18 protein-coding genes, 1 pseudogene and 1 riboswitch are annotated in these 24352 nt (G+C 50.9%); of the genes and pseudogenes, 4 read left to right on the plus strand and 15 right to left on the minus strand.

Annotated elements, in window-relative coordinates; genetic code table 11:
* Positions 1–196: 196 nt before the first annotated feature.
* From motB to deoD, 11 genes are all read right to left on the minus strand, one after another.
* The gene (gene motB, locus EIZ37_RS16050) at positions 197–994 is read right to left on the minus strand and encodes a flagellar motor protein MotB (protein WP_134685773.1); all 798 of its coding nucleotides are present in this window, start codon (positions 992–994) and stop codon (positions 197–199) included.
* A complete protein-coding gene (motA, locus tag EIZ37_RS16055) occupies positions 987–1793 on the minus strand; it encodes a flagellar motor stator protein MotA (protein WP_134685774.1) in 807 nt (268 codons plus the stop codon). Before motA ends, motB begins: the two co-directional genes overlap by 8 nt.
* 107 nt (positions 1794–1900) lie before the next feature.
* Positions 1901–2632, minus strand: a complete 732-nt coding sequence (locus EIZ37_RS16060) for a ZIP family metal transporter (protein WP_134685798.1) — start codon at positions 2630–2632, stop codon at positions 1901–1903.
* A gap of 185 nt (positions 2633–2817) precedes the next feature.
* The gene (fhuF, locus tag EIZ37_RS16065) at positions 2818–3597 is read right to left on the minus strand and encodes a siderophore-iron reductase FhuF (protein ID WP_134685775.1); all 780 of its coding nucleotides are present in this window, start codon (positions 3595–3597) and stop codon (positions 2818–2820) included.
* A 185-nt stretch (positions 3598–3782) separates the two neighbouring features.
* A complete protein-coding gene (locus tag EIZ37_RS16070) occupies positions 3783–5093 on the minus strand; it encodes a hypothetical protein (protein WP_134685776.1) in 1311 nt (436 codons plus the stop codon).
* Between the two features lie 43 nt (positions 5094–5136).
* A riboswitch (cyclic di-GMP riboswitch) is annotated at positions 5137–5219 on the minus strand.
* Positions 5220–5247: 28 nt separating this feature from the next.
* Complete coding sequence (locus EIZ37_RS16075) at positions 5248–5712, minus strand: Rok-like winged helix domain-containing protein (RefSeq protein ID WP_134685777.1); 465 nt, start codon at positions 5710–5712, stop codon at positions 5248–5250.
* Positions 5713–6008: 296 nt separating this feature from the next.
* The gene (locus EIZ37_RS16080; protein WP_134685778.1) at positions 6009–7049 is read right to left on the minus strand and encodes an NADH:flavin oxidoreductase; all 1041 of its coding nucleotides are present in this window, start codon (positions 7047–7049) and stop codon (positions 6009–6011) included.
* Positions 7050–7365: 316 nt separating this feature from the next.
* A complete protein-coding gene (locus EIZ37_RS16085; protein ID WP_134685779.1) occupies positions 7366–7959 on the minus strand; it encodes a TetR/AcrR family transcriptional regulator in 594 nt (197 codons plus the stop codon).
* Positions 7960–8055: 96 nt separating this feature from the next.
* On the minus strand, positions 8056–10473 hold the full coding sequence (locus EIZ37_RS16090) for an EAL domain-containing protein (protein ID WP_134685780.1): 2418 nt from the start codon (positions 10471–10473) through the stop codon (positions 8056–8058).
* An 82-nt stretch (positions 10474–10555) separates the two neighbouring features.
* Positions 10556–12166, minus strand: a complete 1611-nt coding sequence (locus EIZ37_RS16095; RefSeq protein ID WP_167568933.1) for a methyl-accepting chemotaxis protein — start codon at positions 12164–12166, stop codon at positions 10556–10558.
* Positions 12167–12474: 308 nt separating this feature from the next.
* Positions 12475–13182 carry a purine-nucleoside phosphorylase gene (deoD, locus tag EIZ37_RS16100; RefSeq protein ID WP_134685782.1) on the minus strand — a complete coding sequence of 236 codons (708 nt, stop codon included), beginning with the start codon at positions 13180–13182 and terminating at the stop codon, positions 12475–12477.
* Between the two features lie 189 nt (positions 13183–13371).
* On the opposite strand from deoD, the gene EIZ37_RS16105 reads away from it, so the two are divergent.
* Entirely contained in the window at positions 13372–15075 is a 1704-nt protein-coding gene (locus EIZ37_RS16105) for a methyl-accepting chemotaxis protein (protein ID WP_134685783.1), read from the plus strand.
* Between the two features lie 52 nt (positions 15076–15127).
* On the opposite strand, the gene EIZ37_RS16110 is transcribed toward EIZ37_RS16105, so the two are convergent.
* A complete protein-coding gene (locus tag EIZ37_RS16110) occupies positions 15128–16519 on the minus strand; it encodes an L-cystine transporter (RefSeq protein ID WP_134685784.1) in 1392 nt (463 codons plus the stop codon).
* A 217-nt stretch (positions 16520–16736) separates the two neighbouring features.
* Here EIZ37_RS16110 and EIZ37_RS16115 point away from each other — a divergent pair, with 217 nt between their 5' ends.
* Entirely contained in the window at positions 16737–17786 is a 1050-nt protein-coding gene (locus EIZ37_RS16115; protein ID WP_134685785.1) for a copper amine oxidase N-terminal domain-containing protein, read from the plus strand.
* Between the two features lie 62 nt (positions 17787–17848).
* On the opposite strand, the gene EIZ37_RS16120 is transcribed toward EIZ37_RS16115, so the two are convergent.
* Positions 17849–19726 (minus strand): WG repeat-containing protein, encoded by a 1878-nt coding sequence (locus tag EIZ37_RS16120; protein ID WP_134685786.1) that lies wholly within the window; start codon positions 19724–19726, stop codon positions 17849–17851.
* Between the two features lie 90 nt (positions 19727–19816).
* Positions 19817–20407: a GNAT family N-acetyltransferase gene (locus EIZ37_RS16125; protein ID WP_134685787.1), complete on the minus strand. Its 591-nt coding sequence runs from the start codon at positions 20405–20407 to the stop codon at positions 19817–19819.
* 82 nt (positions 20408–20489) lie between these two features.
* Between EIZ37_RS16125 and EIZ37_RS16130 the strand changes: the two genes are divergently transcribed.
* Complete coding sequence (locus EIZ37_RS16130) at positions 20490–22604, plus strand: hypothetical protein (protein WP_134685788.1); 2115 nt, start codon at positions 20490–20492, stop codon at positions 22602–22604.
* Positions 22605–22736: 132 nt separating this feature from the next.
* Here EIZ37_RS16130 and EIZ37_RS26450 read toward each other — a convergent pair.
* Positions 22737–22885, minus strand: a pseudogene (locus tag EIZ37_RS26450) (SDR family NAD(P)-dependent oxidoreductase); the annotation flags it as partial.
* Between the two features lie 171 nt (positions 22886–23056).
* Here EIZ37_RS26450 and EIZ37_RS16140 point away from each other — a divergent pair.
* Positions 23057–24154, plus strand: coding sequence for a threonine aldolase family protein (locus tag EIZ37_RS16140; protein ID WP_134685789.1), 1098 nt, complete (start codon positions 23057–23059; stop codon positions 24152–24154).
* Positions 24155–24352: the final 198 nt, after the last annotated feature.

The raw sequence follows: 24352 nt of genomic DNA on the forward strand, positions 1-24352 counted from the left end.
CTACCCATGCAGCATGAGATTCATTCAACAAGCCGTTCCGATCGATAGAGAGAGTAGGAAACTACCAGGCTAGCCATTTCTTTTTCTCGATAAAATAGCAGCGGCAGCCTTGGACTTTGTTATCTGGTCCAAGGCTGCCGCAATGTTGGCATTAGAAACTCAATCAAAACCTTACTCTATTATAGAATTCCAATTCCTATTTCACAGTGAGATCACGCAGGATCGCTACTTCTACGCGCCGGTTTTTCGCTCGTCCATCCGGTGTCTTGTTATCCGCTACCGGATGGAATTCTCCTTTACCGGTCGCACTGAATTTGGCAGGTTCCAGCGACTTGTTTTCCAACAGCACCTTCAAGAAATTGGTCGCACGTTTTGTGCTCAAATCCCAGTTGGACGGGAATTCCGCCGTATGGATCGGCCGGTTGTCCGTGTGCCCGGTCACCGTCACCTGCTTCGGATGAGGCACCAGCAGCTTGGAAATTTCTGCGGCCAGCGTGCGTGCCTCAGGCTTCAGGACGGCGCTTCCCGAATCAAAGAGCGCGTTATCCAAAATCGTAATGAGGAGTCCCTCTTCGGTCAGCTTCGTCTGCAGCTTGTCCTGCAGGTTATTGCGCTGAATATAGCCATCCAGCTGTGCCTTCATTTTCTGCAGATCCTGCGTTTCCTTTTGCAGCGCCTGCTCCAGCTTTTTCTGCTCTTCTGACTTTTTCTGCTGCTCGGAATCATCCTGCTCGCCTTCTTTTTTAGGCGGAACCGTCGTTTTTTCGAGGGTCGGGTCATACTTGACCGCAGACGGATTTTGCATGACGCCGACACCGCCATTCAAAGCCACATTGAAGGATTGTACCAATTGTTCAAACTTTTTCGCATCGATCTTGCTCGTCGCAAACAATACGATGAACAGCGCGAGGAGCAAGGTTAGCAAGTCTGCGTACGGAATGAGCCAGCTTTCGTCAACGTGTTCTTCATGATGGTGTTTCTTCCCCTTAGCCATTGGCCGCTGCAGCCTCCTCCTTTTTCTCCCCTGCTTGCGCTTCCACACGTTCATTTGGCGGGAGGTAAACCATCAGCTTTTGTTCAATGGCTGCCGGAGAAACGCCAGCTTGGATCGACAGCAAGCCTTCTACCATGATCGTTTTGATCGCAATCTCTTGCTTCGATTTGCGCTTCAGCTTGTTGGCGAATGGATGCCACAGTACGTAACCGGAGAAAATCCCCAGCAAAGTCGCGATAAAGGCAGCCGCAATCGAGTGACCCAGCTTTTCAATATCGGAGAGGTTCCCCAGGGCGGCAACCAGACCTACTACCGCACCCAATACCCCGAGGGTTGGGGCATACGTACCGGCCTGGGTAAAGATCAGCGCCCCACCTTGGTGACGCTCTTCAATCGCATGAATCTCTTCGTTCAATACATCACGGACGAATTCGGGCTCTCCCCCGTCAATGATCATCTTCATGCCATTTTTAAGAAACGGATCCTCGATCTCATCCGAGGAGCTTTCCAAGGCGAGCAATCCTTCACGACGAGCGATGGATGCCCAGTTCATGAATTGAGTGATCAGGTCACGCTTGGATGGCAGTGGCTGCTCTTTAAAAAGGATACCGAACAATTTCGGCAGCTTCTTGATTTCGCTCATAGGAAACGCAATAAAAATGGTTGCCGCCGTTCCGACAAAGATAATCAAAAAAGCTGCGGGGTTAACAAGCGCGGAAAGACTGGCACCTTTGAGGACCATACCTAGACCAACCGCGATTACACTCAGACCAAGACCGATATACGTCGACTTTTCCATGTTGACACTCCCTATACCACGTTCTCTTTAAATAATATCCTTACTACTAATTTCGGTAAAAGCTTGATATTTTGTGAGAGAAAGATGCCGAAATTCATACTTTTTTATTACCCATACCACTGGATCAGGCAAACCATTAACAGCAGCCCGATGATAAAGGAAAATGTGGAAGCCCGTGCATGTCCGTCCCCATGGCTTTCCGGGATCAGCTCCTTGTACACGATAAACAGCATCGCTCCCGCTGCAAAGGAAAGGCCATACGGCACCAGTCCGGATACGAAGGAGGTGAGGAAATACCCGATCATCGACGTGACGATTTCCACGGCGCCGGTCATGGTTGCCAGGATAAAGGCCTTCCCGCGGCTCACTTTTTGGTTGATCAAAAAGAGGGCCACCAGAAACCCTTCCGGCGCATTTTGCAATCCGATGGCAAACGCGATCAGTCCGCCCAAGCCGTCCTGCCCGCTCGCATAGCTCACGCCGACCGATAATCCTTCCGGCAGGTTGTGCAGGGTAATGGCAGCCAAAATCAATTTCGCTTGCGTATCCATCGCAATATTCATGCGGTTGTGCTCCAGGTCGATGTGGGGCACGATCAATTCCAACAGCGTCAACACGACGGTGCCGAGCAAAACGCCGAAGCAGAGAACCCATACGTTGGAGTGGGAAAGCGCTTGGGGAATCAGGCTGAAGGTGGAGGCCGCTACCATGATCCCCGCTGTCAAGGCCAGCAGAATATCCCGCCATCTATGTGTCACCGCGCGAAAGAACAGAATCGGGAGCGCACCGATTCCTGTCGACAATGCCGAAATCACACTTCCGATAATGACATGTTCCAGATGCGTTTCCATTTTCCTTACCCTCACTTGTCAGTAAACTCAGTATGTAACTATTTTACTTATGGCATATGGGGATCATACCATGAAACTGGCGAGCAGGAAATAAGAGGAGACACGGGAAAAAGCGTCCTTTGTCAAAAAGGACGCTGCTTGTGGACAGGCTTGTTTATGGTTTACGTGCCGCGCTATTTCCCGCGCTCCAGGATTTGCGCGATTCGTTCTTCTTCATCCAGCTTCGGACAGGTATAACAGCATTTTCCCTCCGGCAAGCGATACGCCATGCAGCAATGCTTGCGGAGACGAACGATTTCACCCGGCTTAGCCGGATGTGCGATCTCGATGAACTGCGTGCTGATGGGGTTCTTTTCACAGGATCCAAACAGCATGGCATCATCGATCTGCTTCACATAGAGGAAATCCTCTTCGATCTGTCGCTTCAACTCTTCGCTTTGCGCTTCTTTTTGCCATTCCGCATAATAATGGTGAATCAGATACGCGGCATGGGACCAGAGCACATTGGGGCTGACTTTGGAATGTGCCGACAGCGCCGAAATTAACGGCTGCAAATTTTCATTGGAAATATGACGCACGATCTTTTCGCGCCATGCTCCTCTATCGCCTGTAAGCGGCCCGAGCCCTTCCGGATCCTTCAAAGAAAACTCCGGCTTGCTCCATTTGTTTTCCGACGTCAGCACCACATTCTCCAAAGCGATGTTCAGTCCGTAAGAGTGCATCGTCATGCTGTAGAACGCTCCCATGACCAGCGCCAAATACCGTTTGACGAAAATCGACGCGGTCACTGCCGGTGAGGGCGATTTTAGCGTCGCTCCGACTTCCTCCAGAAATGCTTTTCCTTTTTCTTCATCCAACAATTGTATCGCTTCACACTGCGAAGCAGCAGTGGGGACAGACGTACGAATGCGAAACAAATCTTCCAGCAAAGCCAACGGAACGGTAGAGACCATAAGCGGTATCCTTTCATGAAGCGAGGTTCACGTACAATGATATTCATTATCACTTGTACTTGTTCCTCATTATAATACGGAAGGCTTTTTTCATTCAAGCCCATGAGAGCCACAAAACCCCTCCAAACTGCTGCGCTCACTCAGTGGTGGTGCGCAGCCTCTTGAAGGGGTCATGATCATTCCTACTAATAAGCTTGCTTCATTCGTTTCAGCACTGCCAAAAACTCAGCCACAGCAGCATCCAATTTCTTTGTCTCCTGCTCCTTGTAAATCTTCGACTTGAGCCGCTGCAGCTCCGCTTCGGAAATGTGGCGGATCGACTTTTTCATACGGTTCAAGAATTGCTCGAATGCATCCAGGGAGACTTCTTTCCCGCGCAAGGAGCTTTGGGAAAATCGCTCGACAAACTCCTTTTGCAGGCGAGAATCGGCAAAGGTCAGGGTAACTGCCTTTCTGCGCCCCGCTGCATCGACTACATAAAAGAGCGTATCCTCTTTTTTCACGGAAGGCGTGTTGCGCAAGGCGAGGATGGCTCGATTGGGGCCAAACCCGATTTCGTACCGCTCATTTCGTACTTGCGGGTGAAATACACTGCCGGCAGACCCGGTAGAAGGCTGTGGAAGCGGTGGCACCGATAGATTATGCTTGCTGATCGCTTGCAGGACTTCGTTCCAAAGCCGTTCACGGAGGTTCTTCAGCTGGAGGTCAGCCGTCTCCAGGATCTTGCTCGCTACCCCATCTGGCTTGGCTGACAGTTTCTCTTGCAATTGGTTGTGCTGACCTAGCGTCCATTCCTGAAGCTGTTTGTTCATTTGGACCATCTGCTCGTCGGTGATCTTCCCCGTCAGCTGATCCACATGGCCTTTCACCTGCTTCAGGTAGTCCTCGGACTGCTTGGCCAATTGTTCATTCCATTGCCCATAAATATCCCATGCTACGGGAACGGCTTGGTTGTGTGCATGCACGGACTGGCGGACGTCTCTCCACATGAAGTACCCGTAGATCCCCAGCTCGATTCTGGCAGCATCCATGATCTTGTCGGCGATGCCCGGTGGCGCGTCTAGCAGCCCTTCCGCTAGCTGCTGGTGCTGTCCCTGCAGCCACGTATGCAGCTGTTCTTGCAGATGGATAACATCCTCGTCAGACAGGACTTCCGCGTTCTGATCCAAAGCTTCAGCGATGCTTTTGGTATAAGTACCTGCTGCGTGATACAAGGAAAGATTCCATTGATAAAACGTCTCCCACGCTTCCGCAGGCTTCGATTGGTTTGCGGTGACCCGAGAAGGGGTATAGAAGAAAGGAGCTGCGGAGCGATAGCTTGCCCGTTGTTTCTCGTATATCGCGACCAAGGTAGAATCATTCATGTCAGAAAAGGTCGATGCTACTTCCATTCCGACGTCTTCTGCCCGTTGGACGATTCCACGATCTGTGCGGATCACATGCTCCAACGATGCCGACTCTCTCTGCGTGATTGGCAGTACAGCTGCGCTTACCATTTCTTCTCTCTCCCTCTTTCAAAATAAAAAGACCAACCCCTAATAGAGGTCGGTCGGTTGCATCACTCACTCCCCATGCTTCAGATGCCCAGATAAAAAGCATGGCTCATCGTTTCCCGTGTACTATGTATTCCTTTATATTACCAATCGATGCCTAATTGGTCAATGCTACCTGCTGATAGGTATAGTAGCCGTCGATCTTTTGAATGGATGGCTCCTCCGCCATGATTCTGTTCATCGCGATCGTCGGATTGGAAAAGATCAGATTGTGCCGTTCGTGCAAAGCGCGCATGATTTCGGCACTTTTCATTTTTCCATTTTCTTTTAACAGCTCCAGCACGACAGGTACCACATCGGTCTGATAGTCGTATCTCGCTCTTTTTTTGCGGGCGGGATGTTGATGGACATCCATCCGATAAGGTCTTTCATACTGAGGGGCTTGGTTCTCCGTTTCCGTACGAGGAGAAGCATTATCCTCCAATTCTCTGATTCGGTTCAAAATCGTTTTTATCTCCATGCCGATTTCACGATCACGATCGACATAATCCTTACGCAGTGCAGCTCGATGCTCCAATATTGCCTCCAGACTCCGTTGCAGAGCTGTTATTTCCACGCTCATCGTTTTTATCCCTCCACAATTGCTTATCTCCCATAGTGACGAGAATCATATTATCCATGCACATATAGTACCACATCCAAAATATAAAATTATATACCAAATTCAATCGAAGAAACATAAAAAAAGCTCCCGTCCCATAACGAAAGCTCCTATATCCGTCCCAGGGGCTTGGTGCTCTTCCCGTGACCGGACTTCATCACAGCTAATTATGCGTGTTTCTGATCATGCCATGCATAAAAATGGCCTGTTGAGGTTTTCAACAGGCTGACCGGATAACTCCAATGTGTTAGCGAAACTTAATACAGCGTTTTCAATGCCTCCGGGGTAAAGGGGATCAATTCGTCGATCCGGCCATCGCGTATCTTGCTTGCCCAAGCAGGATCGGCCAACAAAGCCCGGCCAACGGCTACAAGATCGAACTCTTCGCGCTGCAGCCTCTCAATCAATCCTTCTATCTTGCTGCTCCCCGCTCCCTTCCCTTCGGCAAAGAAGCTCGAATCCTCTTCGTCTAGCCCGACCGATCCGACCGCTATTGTCGGTTTCCCCGTCACCTTTTTGACCCAGCCGGCCAAATTCAGTTCGGAGCCTTCGAACTCGGGTTCCCAGAAACGGCGAGTGGAGCAATGGAACATATCAACGCCTGCTTCGACCAAGGGAGCCAAGAGTTGTTCCAGCAGCATCGGCGATTCCGCTAATTTCACCGTGTAGTCACTCATCTTCCATTGCGAGAAGCGGAGTACGATCGGAAATTCCGGACCGACAGCACGACGGCATGCCTCGATGACTTCCACCGCAAATCGGGTGCGCGCGACCATGTCGCCGCCGTAGCGGTCAGTGCGCGGATTGGTCTTTTCCCAGAAAAATTGGTCGATCAGAAAGCCGTGGGCGCCGTGGAGTTCAATGCCGTCAAATCCGATCCGCCGGGCTTCAGATGCCGCACGCGCGAACGCTTGGACGATCGCCGCGATATCCGCTTCTGTATAATCACCGACATGGCCTCTCGCTCCCTCATGCCAAATCTGCGGGATGATCCGCCCGCCCGCTTCGTGAACGGCCGCCACTACATTTGCCCAGCCGTTTAACGCGGCTTCTCCGTAGAAATTCGGCACGTTTTCTTGATTGGACGCATCCGGATGATCGATCGCCGTACCTTCTGTCACGATCAGACCGACGCCGTTTTCTGCCCTGCGTCGGTAATAATCGGCCACATCCGGACCCGGTATGCCGTTAGGAGCAAATTGTCGGGTCATGGGCGCCATCACGATGCGGTTAGACAGCGTCATCTTGCCGTTTGCAAACGGTTGGAACAATGCTTGAATAGAATGAGAAGAATTCATGACAACCTCCAAATACATTATTATTTTAATCTTTGTAGCGGTTTTTATTGACTGCGCGGTCAATAACTTAACAAAAAAATTTGATTCGCTGCTCCCCCTAATCATCACCTCCTTCATCACATGTAGATCAGCCTTTTTGTTGACTGGACAGTCAATAAAACCTCAAAAATCTACGTGTGTGCATTTCACATACACACACGTATCCGGCATCTGCACGGTTTCGCCCGTTCAGACGATTGACTTACTGTCGATCAAGCGTTTTTCCCACATTCCTCACTTCCGCACAGCGGCGGACATTGGTTCGAGAAGCCCGATTCTATCGCGCATTCTCCGGTGCGATCAGCGCAAAAGTGGTACGCAACACCTCATCGATCTGCTCCCGGGAAGCACCCGACTTCTCCATGACCTTCGCGCCGCTAAGTGCGTTGTTCAGAAAAGCGGCAAGTTCTTTGCTGCTCTGGCGAGTCGTAATCAGCTGCCGCTCCTGGCCGCTGCGGATGACCTTCTCGAGTATTCTCTCGACCTGACTATACATGAGCTCGGCCTCGCGGTTGATCTCCTGATCGTCGGCTCCGAATTCCAGCACGGTATTGACCATAAAACATCCGCGGCGCATGGCTTCCTCGTTTGGATAAAGCGCAGCGTCGCAAATGGCCTTCAGCTTTTGCAAGGGAGACACCTCCTGGGAGGCCAGTTCTTCCAGCATGGCTACGCTCTGTTCACGATACAGCGCCAGCGCTTTTAAAAACAATTCTCGCTTGTCCTTGAATACGCCGTACAAACTTTGTTTCTTCACTTGCGTCGTACGCGTCAAATCCTCAAACGAAGTCGATTTGAAGCCTTTCGTCCAAAACATTTCCATGGATTGGCACAGCGCACGATCAACATCGAATTCTCTTGGTCTGCTCATAGGGGCATCATATCCGTTTTTGACCACGCAGTCAATAAAGTAAACCCTCAAAAAACATGCAGAGCTTCCGTCACATAACGGAAGCTCTTTTTCAAATTACCCAGTCTTCATCGCTTGAAGAATTTTCCTGAATTCATCAGCCGGGACAGGCTTGCTGATATAGTAGCCTTGGGCTTCATCACACTTTTGATCAACCAAAAAGTTTGCTTCTTCCAAATGCTCAACGCCCTCTGCCACCACATACAAGCCTAGATGGTGAGCCATGGCGATGATCGTAGCGACGATTGCCTCATTATGAGAATCATGTAACAGGTCACGGACAAACGATTGGTCAATCTTCAAGCGATCCAGCGGAAACCGTTTCAGGTAAGTGAGTGAGCTGTATCCAGTGCCAAAGTCGTCAACGGCAATATGCACACCCAGCTCTTTTAACGCCTGCAGGGTGGAGATCGAGCGGTTGACGTCCATCATGATGCTTTCGGTAATCTCCAGCTCCAAACAAGCGGGATCCATCCCCGTTTCTTCCAAAACCTGTGCAACGGTTTCCACGATATTTTTCTTCCAGAATTGGCGGGTAGACAGATTGACAGACATCCGCAATGGGGGAAAACCTTCTGCCAGCCAGCTCATATTTTGCCTGCACGCTTCCCGCAGCACCCATTCCCCGATCGGAACGATTAGTCCCGTCTCCTCGGCCAAAGGGATAAACTGTCCAGGCGGAACCAAGCCTTTTTCGGGATGCTTCCATCTCACCAATGCTTCAACGCCGACAATCTCATTGGTGGCCAAAGAGACCTGCGGCTGGTAGTGCAGCATAAACTCTTCCCGCTCCACTGCTTTGTACAATTCGTTTTCCAGCAGCAAGCGCTCGTATACTTGCTCGTTCATGGACGACATATAGAAGCGGTATTGATTCTTTCCTTTTTCCTTCGCAGCATACATCGCCGTGTCCGCACTTCTCATCAAGGCCGTCATATCCTGGCCGTCTTTTGGATAGACCGCAATGCCGATGCTGACAGTGATCCGGACCTCCATATCATCGATCAAGAGAGGCTGTCCGAGTCCATCGATGACCTTGTCTGCAAACGTGATCGCCTCTGCTTGGGAGAGGCTCGGCAGCACGAGGGTAAACTCATCTCCGCCCATGCGCGCGACCGTATCCCCTACGCGGACCAAATCACGCAGCCGTTCCGCTATGCTGATCAAGACTTTGTCGCCGAAGCCATGGCCCAGGGAATCATTAATGACCTTAAAGCGGTCTGTGTCCAAAAACATGACGACCAGCGACTGCCCCTCCCCCAACGCTTTCAGCCCCTGATCCAGTTGCTGCTCAAGCAGTCTGCGATTGGGAAGGCCGGTCAACTCATCGTGGAAAGCTTGAAAGTTGATGATCGCTTCCGTCCGTTTGCGCTCCGTGATATCGCGCAAAATGGCGTACACACCTTCAATCTCTCCGTTCACCACAATCGGGATATGGGTAATGTTTATCGCAACTTTCTGGCCATTTTTATGGAGGATTTCCGTATCAGAATTTTGCGGAATGCCTTTTGACGCTAACCGGAAGGAGTGAACAATCTGGTTCCAATCATCCGGACTCATCTTCGTTGCGATTTGGAAACTTTCCAGCTCATCCATGTCATAGCCGGTGGTAGCGACAGCAGCAGGATTGATGCTGGTAATTCCCCCCGCCAGGTTGTAGGAAATGACTGCGTCCAGATTATTGTGATACAGAGAGTTGTAGCGTTGTTCACTATCTTTCGCCTTTTTCAAGAACTCCCCAAGTCTCCGGTCAATAATGGCCCGGTAGATGGCGATACCGAGAATAAAGCAAGTGAGGATACCGACCGCATACGCAAGCAGCTCGGCATTCATTCTTTTCCCGCCTGCAAAAATAGCGCCCTCATGCGGTGTAAAGGTTGTGGCCCACATCCCGGTATAGTGCATCCCAACGATGGCTGCCCCCATCACCAAGCCGCTGGCCAGCTTCTTGCGCAGCGCAGCTGACCCCTGCTCATGGCGCAGCCGAAAAGCGATCAAGACAGCCACGATAGAAACCGCAATGGCAACAAAAATCGACAAAACAAATCGTACCGGGTCGTAGTGAATATGCGCCGGAATTTCCATGGCCGCCATCCCCGTATAGTGCATGGCAGCGATCCCTATCCCCATCAGCCCCCCGCCTACGAACAGACTGCTCATGGCCAATTGCTTGCGACTGATCACAAACAAGGCAACCGCGGAGGCCAGGATAGCGATCACGATCGAGATGAGGACGATCCAATGGTCGTACGTGCTGGTAACTGGCAGGTGCAGGGCCAACATGGCGATGAAGTGCATGGACCAGATCCCTGTCCCCATCGCACAAGCGCCTCCCCACATCCATGCATGCCTGCTTTTTCCCGATGCTTCTGTTACACGGCCTCCCATATCAAGGGCTGTATAGGAAGCGATCGCAGCGATCACATAAGAAAGCAAGACAAGTGTCAGATGATACGTTTGTGTAAGGCTATGCATAGATTCGCTCCTCTAATTCTGCAAAATGCTTCTAGATAGTAACTACCCGGGAGCTTATTTCCGTAAACATTTTCCAATTAGATTAGACTTTAAATCGTGACATGACCTGCTGCAGATCATCCGCCATCTTAGCGAGTGTCGTCGCGGATGCATGGATCTCTTCCATGGATGCCAGTTGTTCATCCGTCGCCGCTGATACATGTTGGGCACCGGATGCTGTGGTTTCTGCGATCGCGCTGATGTCATTGATCGCTTCCACTACCTCGCCTGTGCCTCTGGTAATCAGACCGATGGCTGCTGATACCTCTTGGACACGCAGCGCCACTTCGCTGACCGACTGTTCGATCGTACGGAAAGAATCCCCTGCCTGACCCACCACATCAATCCCGGCAGCAACCTCTGTCATCCCTTGCTCCATCGCCTGGGTAGCCAGATAGGTTTCCTCCTGAATCGCCGATATCAGCTCATTGATCTGCTGCGCGGACTGGGAGGATTCCTCCGCCAGCTTACGCACCTCATCCGCAACCACAGCGAATCCGCGTCCATTCTCGCCTGCCCGCGCTGCTTCAATCGCGGCGTTAAGCGCCAGCAGATTGGTTTGTCCGGCAATCCCTGTGATCGTTTCAATGATTTGGCCGATTTCCTTCGAGCGTGTGCCCAAATTCTGGATCACTTCCGCCAATCCGGAAATCGTCGCATGGATAGCGTTCATCTGCAGCACGGCTTTTTGGATTGATTCATTTCCATCCGCTGCATTGCTTGTCGCATTCTCCGCCAGCGTCGACACCGAGTGAGTATTTTCCACGATGTGCCCAACATTGGCAGAAAGTTCCTGGATTGCTTGGGAGCTGTCCTCGGTGTTTTCTACCTGTGTGTTTGCACCTTGGGCCAATTGCTGAACGGTCACAGCGATTTGCTCGGCCGCTCTGCTGTTTTGCTGAGAACTTGCCGATAATTGCTCGGAGCTGGCCGCCACCTGCTCGGTGGTCATTGACAAATGACGCAGCAAATTCACGAGATTTTTCCTCATCTGCTCGTAGCTTTTTGTCAGGTGGCCGATTTCATCATTGGTCTCCGCTTTGATCTCAACCGTAAAGTCCCCTTGTCCCGCATGTTCCAGCGCTTGTCCGATCAGAGACAGTCTTCGCGAAATGCGGCGTGTAAACCATAAGACCGCGATGATGGTCAGAATCACGATACCAATCAGCAGAGGGACGATCACGTTCAACATGGACTTTTGGGTCGCTTCGATCATCTCTTGCGACGCGCCTACATACCAGATGCCGATGATTTCTCCGCTGCCGCTTTTAATCGGCTGGTACGCAGACTGATAGATTTGTCCGACGACATTGGCTTCCCCGAGATAGGTCTCCCCTTGCTTCAGCACCTTTTGGGCGACCGTTTCCGATACTTGGGTTCCTACTGCCCGCTTGCCTTCTTTCATCACGTTTGTCGTGACGCGGGTATCACCCATAAAGATCGTGACCGTATCCCCATTCGTCAATTGTCCAATCTCATCGACCAATTCATAATTGTCGTTGATTTTTGTTTCGCCTTTGTAAAGGCTGCCGTCCTTGATCCGCCACTCCCCCGGATACTTATGCTCGATATACTGGTATCCTAGCGCCAGATCGGATTTCGCCTTTTCGATGGCAGATGCCTTTATTCCATTCTCTACCTCTATGATAACCACCAATTACATCGAAACCGTTAAAACCAGAATAAGTCCTAACACGAAGAGGTTCATCTTGGTCCCCAGCTTCATGTCGCTGATTCTTTTCATTCGTTTACACCTCTCAGTAACATCAAAAATGATTTTATAAATACTTATCCATCAATGGAAAGGCTTAAACCTCTGGCCCATTTTTGATAATAGTACTATATTCATGGATCTTTTGTAATATAGTTACAGTGAAAAAGGTAAAATTATTTTATCTGGAATAGAATTAAAAAAACGCTTGTCTCCTGTGGTTCCGAAGACAAGCGTTTTGTTCCGTTTCTCTAGGATTGGATGATCGTATCCAACGCGACGCGAATCATTTGATTGAAGGTGGTCTGGCGTTCCTCCGAGGAGGTCAATTCTCCCGTCAGCAGGTGGTCGCTTACCGTCAATATGGACAATGCCTTGGCTTTATAACGAGCAGCGATCGTATACAGGGCTGCTGTTTCCATCTCCACGGCAAGCGTGCCGTATTGCCCCAGCAGATTGGTCATGCTCTGATCATCGGTGTAGAACGTATCGCTCGTAAACACGTTCCCTACATGTACCGACATCTTTTCCGCCACAGCAATCTCATGCGCTTTTTTCAGCAAGTCAAAATTGGCGGTTGGCGCGTAGTCGATGCCATTAAAGCGCAGCTTGTTTACATTGGAGTCTGTCGATGCGGTCATGGCGATAATCACGTCACGCACTTTGATGTCCTCATGAAAAGCGCCGCAGGTACCGACGCGGATCAGGTTTTTCACACCGTAGCTTTGAATCAGCTCGGTCACATAGATGGAAATGGAAGGAATGCCCATCCCTGTCCCTTGCACAGAGACACGCTCTCCTTTATAAGTTCCTGTAAAGCCCAGCATCCCGCGCACTTCGTTATAGCAGACGGCGTTCTCCAGAAAGTTCTCTGCGATAAACTTCGCGCGCAGCGGATCGCCCGGCAGCAAGATTTTATCTGCGATTTCGTTTTCTTTGGCCCCGATATGTACACTCATGTGTGTGCCCTCCGTTTTCTTTCGATTCAGTAGTTTATGTATGCTTTTTGAATAAACCATATAGAAGCACGTAATGCAAGTTTATGCGGTGTTCTCTATTTTTTCCTATTTAGTATTTAGTTTCAACACTTCTTATGTTAGGGTAATAACCTACTATATTATTCGATAAATAGATAAAAGGAGTCGACCATGAGAAAAACACTTACCTGGCAATTGGGAGTCATCATCGTCGGAATGATCATTGCTTCCTTGCTCATCTCTTCCTTTGCCACCTACAAAACCGCCTACGAGCGCATCTATGAAGCGGCCGGTATCGAGGCCTATGGTTGTGCGAATATTACAACCGGGCTGCTTGATCCGCGAGATATCGAAAAGCTGCTGCAAATGGATGGGGACGCAGCCAAAAAAGTGGGCGAGGCTCTCAACTGGACGGTCAACCACAAAAACATTTTCGAGACCCAGTATTTATTGACACCAGACGGCAAACTCATTGCCTTGGATAAAAACCTGCAAGCCAAAGGGTACAAGCCTGGGGATTCCTTCCCGATTGACCAAGCGGCGATCAAAGAATTGCTGGATATGCGTCATCCGACTTACTCCAGCATTTATGAACACGATGGCATCAAGCGCTTGTCCGGCTATGCGCCAATCTTCCGCGATCATGATTCCTCCAAGGAAATCGTCGCGATCAGTGTAATTGATTTCAATGCAGACATCGTGACAGCGCGCACATGGGACGTGGTCAGCGGCGGGATGATGCTCGGCTTTATCCCGATCGTGCTGGTTTCCTTCCTGACCGTCATGCTGCTGAGAAAACGGACCAAACCGATTTCCGCCCTGATCGAGCAAGCCCGCCAGATCGCCAATGGCAACCTGGCTGTCCAGCCGGTCAGCGTGAAGAGCAAAGACGAGATCGGTGACCTCGCCCAAACGCTTCAGGTGATGACGGAAAATCTGCGCTCCATGGTCTCCGTGCTGCAGACCACTTCCGAGCAGCTGGCCCAAAATGCACAGACCACCTCTGTTTCTCTGGATGAAATGAGCGTGGCCATCCAGGAGGTGTCGGAGCGGATGGAGGAGATCGCCTCCGAGAGCACCGACGGAACCAAGGGCGCATCCGAAGCAAACAACGCTCTTGTCCAGCTGGCCGAAATGATCCAATCTGCCAAAGAGGCTGCGACAGCCAGCGTTGAAAATTCGCGATACACCATGTCAGCCGCACAGCAAGGAAAAGGGAAAGTGACCGAGCTCGCGAATCGCATGGCGGAAATCAAATTGGCGACACAGGAAACCGAGGCTTCGATTATGTCGTTGAACACGTTCACTACGGAAATCCAGAGCATCAACGAAACAATCTCCGCGATCGCCGCTCAGACCAATCTCTTGGCCCTGAATGCTTCGATTGAGGCGGCACGTGCCGGTGAGCACGGTAGAGGATTCGCGGTCGTAGCTGAGAATGTGCGCAAGCTGGCAGAGCAGTCGAACAAAGAAGTCGCCCAGGTGGATGGACTGATTGGCAAAATCATGCAGAGCATTGCCGACACGGTGCAATCCGTCCGGGAGAGCCACAAGAGCGTGGAAGAAGGCGAACACACGGTCACAGATACGGCTTCCGCCCTCGAACAAATCTGGGGAGCCATCGACAGCACGGTCAAGGAGATCAATCAGATTTCTGCACTGACCAATGAAGAAGCTGCTGTTTCCGAACGAATCGTCCAACTGATTCAAAATCTGAACACTTCCATCGAGCATATGGCTGCCAACACCGTAGAAGTTTCCGCAGCGGCCCAACAGACCTCCGCCTCCGTGGATGAAGTCGCTGGCCTGTCTACCGAGACGAGCAAAATGGCGCAGCAATTGCGTACGATTGTCAATCAATTTACGCTTTCCTAATGGAAAACGCCCCGTCATCTCTTGCAATGACGGGGCGTTTGTCTATCTACTTTTAGGCTTCAGCCTGTTTGGCAGCCGTTGGTGAGCCGTACGCCGAGGTATCCAGCTCATTTGTCCATTTGCTGGTCAGAATCCCCGCCGTCATGCTGCCGCTCACGTTCAATGCGGTACGTCCCATATCAATGAGCGGCTCCACAGAGATCAGCAAGCCCGCCAGCGCCACCGGCAGATTGAGCGTAGAAAGCACCAGCAGCGCGGCGAAGGTCGCACCGCCGCCAACTCCCGCTACACCAAAGGAGCTGATCGCCACAACCGCAATCACGGTGAAGATGAAGGAAGGCGTGAACGGATCGATGCCCACAGTAGGCGCAATCATGATCGCCAGCATCGCAGGATATACGCCCGCGCATCCATTTTGCCCGATGGAAAGGCCGAGCGAGCCGGCAAAGTTGGCGATTCCTTCAGGTACTCCCAGCTGCGCCGTTTGCGTATTGACGTTGAGCGGCAGCGTACCCGCGCTCGTACGGGACGTAAACGCAAAGGTCAGTACCGGGAATGACTTTTTCACATACGTGATCGGATTGAGCCCCGCGATGGCCAGCAATACGAGATGAATGACGAATACGATCAGCAAAGCTACATAGGACGCGACAACAAATTTCCCCAGTTTGTAAATTGCCTGATAATCGCTGGTAGCCGTTACGCGAGTCATGATCGCCAGCACTCCATATGGAGTCAGGCGCAGGATCAACGTGACGACCCGCATGATGATCGAGTAAAACGTGTCAACGATCTTCGCAAAAAACTCGGCCTGCTCCGGATGCTTTTTCTTCACGCCCAGGTAAGCAAACCCGATAAACGCCGCAAAGATCACAATCGCGATTGTCGAGGTCGGACGTTGGTTCGTAAAATCATAGAACGGATTGGCAGGCAGCAGCTCCACCATTTTTTGCGGCAGCGTCTGATCCTGGATACCCGCCCACTTTTGCTCGAGCTGCTCGGCACGCGCCGTTTCCGCATCGCCTTGCTCGATCTGTACCGCCTCCAGCTGAAAAGCAGCCGTGGTGGCAATCGATACACCCGCCGCAATCGCGGTCGTCCCAATCAATACCGCCAGTACAAGCCCGCTCACTTTTCCGAGATTATTGGTCAGCTTGAGCTTGGTAAACGCCGACAGGATCGACAAAAAGACCAACGGCATGACGATCATGGACAGCAGCTGCACATAGCCCTTGCCCACGATATTGAACCAATCGATCGACGTCTTCAGCGTCTCCGATTTCGTCCCATAGAACAGTTGAAGTCCGAGACCAAAAAGAATCCCTAGTCCCAGCGCGAGAAAAACCCGTTTGGAAAAGGAAACGTGTTTCTTTTGTAGCCAAAACAATGCGCTAATGAATACAATCATGACCGCAATGTTGACAACCGTTAAAAAGGGTGACATGATGATTCCTCCACTCTTGGTATGAATTTGTATGTGAATGATAAAGAATATACCTGTTATAACCCGATAATTCCTATCAGTCAAGTAAGATTTACACTTCTAGGTCTTCTTCCCTGTTTTCGCAAGTGAGCAAGTGATTCCCGACCTTCCTGCGAAACGTTTTGCCAGCCCCTCTCGTCAGAGAAAACGAAACAGCAATGACAAGGAGGAAACCCACTTGAAAAAGATATTGACTTCCACTTTACTTTCAACAGCCATGATGGCATCGATGATCCATCCGGCTTTTGCCATCTATGATCCCAGCCGTCCGCCGGCCCAACCGGGAGAAATGCAGATTATGTCCGCTTCGCCCCCGATGAAGGAGGACACATATCGATATCATCTGGTCGTCAATGGGAAAGCTTTTTCCCCGCAAGCGTCCATGGTCAAAATCCATCCCGATCAAAGTAAAATCATGGTGCCGCTGCGTACGGTGGCCGAAGCCCTCGACTACAAGCTGACCTGGAATCCACATACCAAGAACATTGAGCTGGTCAAAGGAACGCAAAAGCATTCGATCCAGACGGGCGTTGACCGCTATCCGGCAGCCCAGGGAACAATCAAGCTGGGGGTTGCGCCGAGAGTGGAAAACGGCGTCACCTTCGTGCCCCTCTCCTATTTCCGTGAGGTGCTGCAGGCACAGACAACCGTCGCCAAAACAGGAATGATCACGATCACCGCACATGAATTGATTAAAACCGGCACCATTACGCGTATTGCGAAGAATGACCAAGGAACAAGCATCCATCTGAACGGGATGACCAGCGGCTTCATCTTCCAGGTCTCCGATCAGACCGAAATCGTGTCTGCAGATAACCAAAAGCTGACGATGGACGATTTGCAGCTGGGGATGACCATTGAAACCGTTCACAGTCCAATCATGGCGATGAGCCTGCCACCTCAGGGAGGAGCCGTAAAAATCGTCGTCAAAGAAACGCCTTCCACACCAGATCTCCTCGGTACGTTGGGAGACATTACAGAGCTGTCTGCCACGGCAGATGGCGGAAAACGAGTAACGATTCAAGGGGAAAAACTGAGCGAGCAAGGCTATGAGCAAATCGTCTTGAACATCGATGAGGACACCAAGATCATTCAGGCGCGGGACATGCAGCCCGTCTCGCTGGATGAGCTGAAAAAAGGGATGAAGGTGTATGCGATGTATGGGCCGGTTGTCACTCGCAGCCTCCCGCCGATCGGAAAGGCAGAGAAGATTTTGGTGGAAATGTAAAACGAAGCACGATAGCCCCGATATCCTCAAGGATCCGGGGCTTTTTCATTCATTTTCATTCCTTAGTGAAACGACCGCCAAAAATCACCACGGGTATTGATCAGCGATTGGATTTGTTCATAGGGGATGCGGAAAGTCGGGAAGCCCGCGGCATAGGGCGCGATTTCGTATGGGGCAAAATAGATCATTAACGCATCTTCCTTCACATAGAAGGGTTGGTCTGGCTTAATTCCTTTATAGCTGTCGGGAAAGACGTACGAGTATTGGGGATCTGTTTTGATTTGCTGCCCGATGATCTCGCTGAGCACTCTCACATAGTCACTGTTAGGCAGAAAGAGATCCTTCAGCTGGTAGGTCTTTGCCTTGGCTAGATCAATATGCACGTATTCTTCTGACGGCATGCCATGCGCCGCTCCAAACGGGTACTCATAGCCGCTTAGCTGCAGCACAAGCAAGTCCTTTTGAAAAAACTCGACCTCAAAATCGCCGGAGTAGCTCGACGTGAGCTGCGCATTCGGCTCGATTTTTTTCACTTTCGATCTTTCTTTCAGCATCTGATTGATGCGCTGCTCTGCACTCCGGTCCTTGATCCCCTCGATTTGCGGATAATAGACCAGATAGTCCTTGTTGGGCGCATATTTTTCCTCTCTGACGCGATAATCGCCGCGCAGGGGGATCAATGTGTTTTGCGCATAAATCAGTTTGCCGGAACGGTCGTAGTAGGAAGTGCGCATGTCTACAACTGCCTTGACGATGTCTCCCGTCAGCGTGAGCGTACCCACCCCCGAGACGATGGGGAGATTGCGGGCGATCCTGCCATTCCGGTAGATGAAAAAGGTGCGCTGCCCGTCGGTGGCGGAGGCGATTCCCTGGTGGAAGCGCGAGACATCGGTATAGACAAATTCACTCAGCAGCTTTCCGTTCCAATCCGCAATCGCATAGCGAGATCCTGCATATGGTGCGGAGGCGATCCGCGCTTTCCCTACCGCTACCCTGTCTTCCCCTACTGTTTGCACGTCATTATAGACAGGCTTGATGATCTCGTTCCCCTTTTTGTCGATCAAGCCGTACAGGTTCGCCGTGAAGTCCTTGGAGGCATTGATGACCGCTCTCCCCTTTTCAAACGGAAGTGCTACCGAAAATTGGGGGGAGATCACGACTTTCCCTTGTTCGTCCATATAGCCAAAAAGGCCATCCGGGGTTTGTTTGAAGGACATCAGTCCATCCCCCAAGCTGCCCACCAGCGCATGTGGGTACGTATGGAGCGTGGTGCCATTCCGATCGATCAGGGCGTATTCATTTTCCTTGAGCTGTACCACCGCTTTTCCATCCCGAAAATCATTGGCAGACGGGTACTTGGCAGGAATGACCTCTTTGCCATCGCGATCCAAATAGCCATAGAGGCTGTTCCCTTGCGCATCAGCCTGAGCGAAAATCGCCCGGCCCTCTTGATACATGCCGATGTAGGTATACCATTTCGGGGTCAGAATCTTCCCACTCTCATCGATGACGCGAAAGCCCTTGTCGTCCAGGATTTGCGCCCGCCCTTCCGAAAACTGGGTGACGGTGTTGTAAATCGGAGGCACGACAAATTGACCGGAGCTGTTAATTACGCCGTTTCGCTCCTTGCTCTGCACGCCTGCCAAGCCGTTCGCCTGAAAATCGTCGGCGGCTTCATAGCGCGGGGGAATAATAAAGCTGCCCTTCGTATTGATGTATCCCCACTTCACACCATTGGTCGTCTTGACGGAAGCCGGAAACAGAACGGGCCTGGACGGAAATGCTGTGCGCAGCTGTTGAAGCAAGTTTTTTGCCGCCTGGATGGATAACCTGGCCTGTGTCGGGCTTTTTTTCTTCTTTTCCGCATCTTCCAAATACATCGCTGCTTCCCGCAGATAATCCTGGTACGTACGATGCCGGTTTTGTTCGCTATTCCACATACCTGCAGTTCTCCCTTATGCATCCTTTTTCATATCGTATGTGGCTGCCTTTCGATGTGCGAATACCCATGAAAAAAGAAACCCCTGCTGTCAAAGCGGGTGCTTTGCTGCAAGGGGAATACATTTGCTCATGTGCAAATATGTATTTTTGTTGATGGTGATTTCCTTGTCGACCGCATATCCTCTGCGTTGATAGAGGTGGTATGCGTTCAGATTGCCCGGCTCCACATTGAGCGCTACTTTTACGGGAGACGTCAAGGCTTTCTGGCTGGCGATCTCTTCTACCGCCTTGATCAGCTCCGTCGCATACCCTAACCGCTGGTACGCAGGAGTGACCGACAATGTATCGATGTACCATTCATCACTGTCTGTTTCCTTGTCCAATGTGAACTGCTGATCCTCATGGAGACGGCGCAGATGTTCCACGATGGGCCGATCCAGCTCTTCGGCTCTGCTCCCATGGTAGTAGATGACCAAACCGACCGCTTGCCCGTCTATCTCTTTGACGAGTGTATTTTCATAGCTGATCCGGTTTCCCGGTTTCCCAAACCATTCGGCCAGACCTGCCAAGGCTTGTGCTTTTGTGGCGGCTCCCGTCAACTGATAGCCGATATCATGCAGCGCGTCATACAGGAGCTGGGCTGCTGCTTCTTTATCTTCTTTTTTGGCCTTGCGTATCATGCTGATACCTCCTTACTTGTATCCTTCCCTATCCTACCACAATGCTGGAGGGCTGTTCACTTTGATGAAAAGAGGTTCACAAATGGTTCGAAAAACATGGTTCGTCCTGCTGGTTTTTTGCCTGGTTCTCACTGTATGCCCACGTGTCCCGCATGCAAGAGACTTGACTTCCTTCCACAATGACTTCTATACCTTCCGTTGGGGGGAAGACGGGCATATTCGCGTTGAGGATCGGGCGGGGAACGTGATCGTGGATTCCGTCCAGTATGTTGCCGAGTATGGCGAGATCTACAATGCGCTGATGCCCTCATTACCTGCGGGAGCAAAGGCCATTTCCTTGGATACTGCGCCAGCATTTCGCATGGGGGAGCCCGTGGAAATCCGTTCGGAATCGTATCTGGGGCGAATGAACATGCCGCTGGTGCACAGGGCAAAAGTCGTCGGCATCCAGGGAAACACACTGCATTTCTCTCCCGCAACCGCCAACCCTATGGAAAACAATTTGTTTATCAAACGAGTGAACCAGCGGATCTCCCAATGGCAGAAGGTGGCGGTTACCACAGTCTCTCGAGAGGACGGTCTGCAGTTGAACATTACCGGCCATACGCCGGTTTCCGTCGTAACCACCCAATACACCTTCTCGCACGACAGCCCGACCATCGATGTGCAGGTGGAGACTGCCTACCAGCAGCATGCCAAAGTGTTTCAGGAAACCATGCTGCTCCGGTTTATCCCGCCGGTCACGGAGGTATATCGCAAAAATAGCAAATTGGATACAGCTTCCCTGCAAAAACGGTACTGGCTTGGTCATCATGGCGTCAAATTCGGCAAAGGTTCGCAACAGGCCTGGATCTATCATGCTCCGGCTCTGTCTTCCATGGAGGTGGCGGTTGCGGAAAAGCAATTGCTTTTGCATCTGGAGCATATGAACGATCATCATTTTGTCCAGCAGACGTCCTCCATGAAAGTAGGCAAGGTGCGGCATCCTGCGGAATATCAGCCCGGTGATACGCGGACGAACTCCTTTTCGCTCACGGTGGGCTGGCAGCCGCGCTTGCAGCCGCGGTTTATGAACCAGCCCTATGGTTTTCTGGCCACGCATATTTGGACGGAGCACGCTGATGAACAGACGCTTGCCAGCAATCGGGCGATCTACTACGGCTCCCAAAAGTGGACCAACCCGGCACAGGCCACTGGCGGATTTGTCAAATATCGCATCCCCGTCACGAAAAGCGTCTTCTATTCCAACCCGTATTTTCGTCCTCAGCGACCGTTGAACATCGGCTTGCTGCAGGATCAGCAGTTTGTGCGTTTTCTGGATGATTTGCATGGTCGCGGTTCGGAGATCGTGCTGCATAATATATACCCGTATGATTTTCCCCCTTACCGGCAAGTGCACGACAATATTTTGCAATGGATGAAGAATCGGTATCATAGCAAGACCTGGATCGATCATGGCTTTCTCAAGACCAACTTTGCCTTTCAAGGACTGGAGACCTCGTCCCCCTATTCCATGGCAAGCCTCTGGGAAAAGCACGGCATTCGCTACTTTTGGCACTACAGCAGTGAAGATATCACCGGGATCGATACGGCCCTTGATCTGCTGCAAACGCAAAACGGCGATCAATACTGGACTCCGCTCTACTGGTCCCATCCGACGGTCACGGGTCCCTTTTACACCTGGAGCACCGCTATCGTCACGGATGATTCGCTTTATCACTATCAGGGGAAACAGCTTGATCGGCTCGTCCAACAACGCGGCGTTTTTATCAGCCATGCCTATTTATCCCGTCTCTTCAAGGGTACGTATATCCGGAGTTTTTTGGCCAGAGATCGACAGGGGCAGCTGGTGATCAATCCTGCGTTCAATCAGGTTTTACAGCGCATGGCGTCCCTGCGTGATCAGCGAAAACTGTATCTGAGCACAGTTGCCGAGATGATGGACTACTGGCTCGCCCTTTCCCAGATTCGCATGACTTATGCCCCGGATGGCTCCGTTTTGCTGCATAATCCGAGCAATCGCATGATTTCCGGCCTTTCTCTGGCAGTCCGCAGCCCCGAGGTCTATGTGAACGGGAAAAAACCGCCGCAATATCGCAGCGAAGGAGAGCTGATCTTTTGGTTTGATCTTCCTCCTCATGCCACCGCTATACTTTCCGACCGCATTGAAAAAGAGGGAGCCGTTCATCCTCACTGAACGCTCCCTCTCCTTTTTGGTTATCGTTTCATGAAGCCAGCGTACATATTCTTCGCCATTTCCTTGGCTTCCACAGCGGTTTGTTGCATACGTTCCTCTGTACCGCCGTAGCCGATCTCCTCTGTGGAGCTACGGCAGCTTCTGTCTGGCTTCTTGCAGTTTCTCTTCCCTTCGCCCACATACAATCACCGTATTGCCAGCTTTCAGAAAACGCTCGCAAGCGCCAAGCCAATCCCTGAAGCTCCTCCTGTAATCAGCACGGTATTTCCTGTTATGTTCATCATATCCCCCATCACGCGATCTCTTGTGGCTCATCCATATTTTATCCACCGCTTTCTTTGTAATGCTATTTGCCTTCTTGAAGCTGTCGACTTGTTTCGTTTATGGTGTATAGTCAGAAGGAAGGCTTGTTTTTGAATAAGTCGGTGTATATCGGAAGGAGCAAACCCGAGATGAGCGAAAAGCAATCGTTGTCCGAAGCTTTTGATCAAGCCCCCTATCCATTAGGCGGCCATAGCAAGCGAAATGTGCATGTTCTGCAAGAGGCCTTGGCCGGTTTGGATGGAAACCTGAACAGCGATCTTTATGGGACAGGAGCCGTCATTGACGATTTTCAAAACAAAATGGCCGCCTATTTAGGAAAAGAGTCAGCTGTCTTTTTTCCGAGCGGAACGATGGCACAGCAGATCGCTTTGCGCATATGGTGTGATCGCCAAAAGCTCAAACGAGTGGCGTATCACCCTCTATGCCACTTGGAGATTCACGAGGAAGATGGCCTTAAAGAGCTGCACCAGATCGAAGTAGTGCTGCTGGCAGACAAAAACAGCCTGATTCGATTGAAAGATGTTGTGAACCTGAATGCGGATATCGCTTGCTTGCTTCTGGAGCTCCCTCAGCGTGAGATCGGCGGTCAATTGCCTGATTATGCAGAACTTGAGGCGATTTCTGCCTATTGCCGCGAAAAAGGAATCAAGCTGCATCTCGATGGGGCACGCCTCTTTGAAATCCTACCCTACTATCAAAAAACAGCAGCGGAGATTTGCCAGCTTTTTGATAGCGTCTATGTTTCGCTTTACAAAGGGATCGGGGGCATCGCTGGCGCCATTTTGGCGGGCGATGAGGCGTTTACTAAGGAATCCAAAGTGTGGAAAAGGCGGCATGGCGGTGATTTGATCAGCTTGTATCCGTATATTGTTAGCGCTGATTATTATTTTGAACGGCGACTGCATCGTTTCCCTCAATACTATGAAGAAGCGAAAGAGCTTGCCCACTTTTATAATGAATGCACTGCTGTCGCTACAAGACCTGCTGTCCCCGTCTCGAACATGTTTCACGTTCATGTTCAAGTGTCCAAAGATCAGCTGACCGCCATTTTACCGGCCATTTATGAGGCTACTGGTATTGGATTTACGCACTACGTAAAGGAAATCGATGAGTCGAGCTGTTACTTTGAAGTGAGCATCGGGGATCGGTATGCCCATGCACCAAAAGACCAGATTAAAAAAGCGTTTCAATTGCTTGATGAGGAACTGGGGAAAATCAAAGGCTAGGCTTATCGAAACTTTGCATTCTAACACGGAAAAAGCCATTGAACAACATATTTCATATGTGTTCAATGGCTTTTTTATATATAAACAAAAAAACCATCCAGTTGGGGATGGCATGGTCGTTTGTACCTTCAAAACTGGATACGCAGCAATTTTGCAAAAGGACGTGCTTACGTCTGTGTTGCGACAGGATGTCGCGTC

It is taken from the genome of Brevibacillus migulae, assembly GCF_004521915.1.
Lineage (GTDB): Bacteria > Bacillota > Bacilli > Brevibacillales > Brevibacillaceae > Brevibacillus_F > Brevibacillus_F migulae.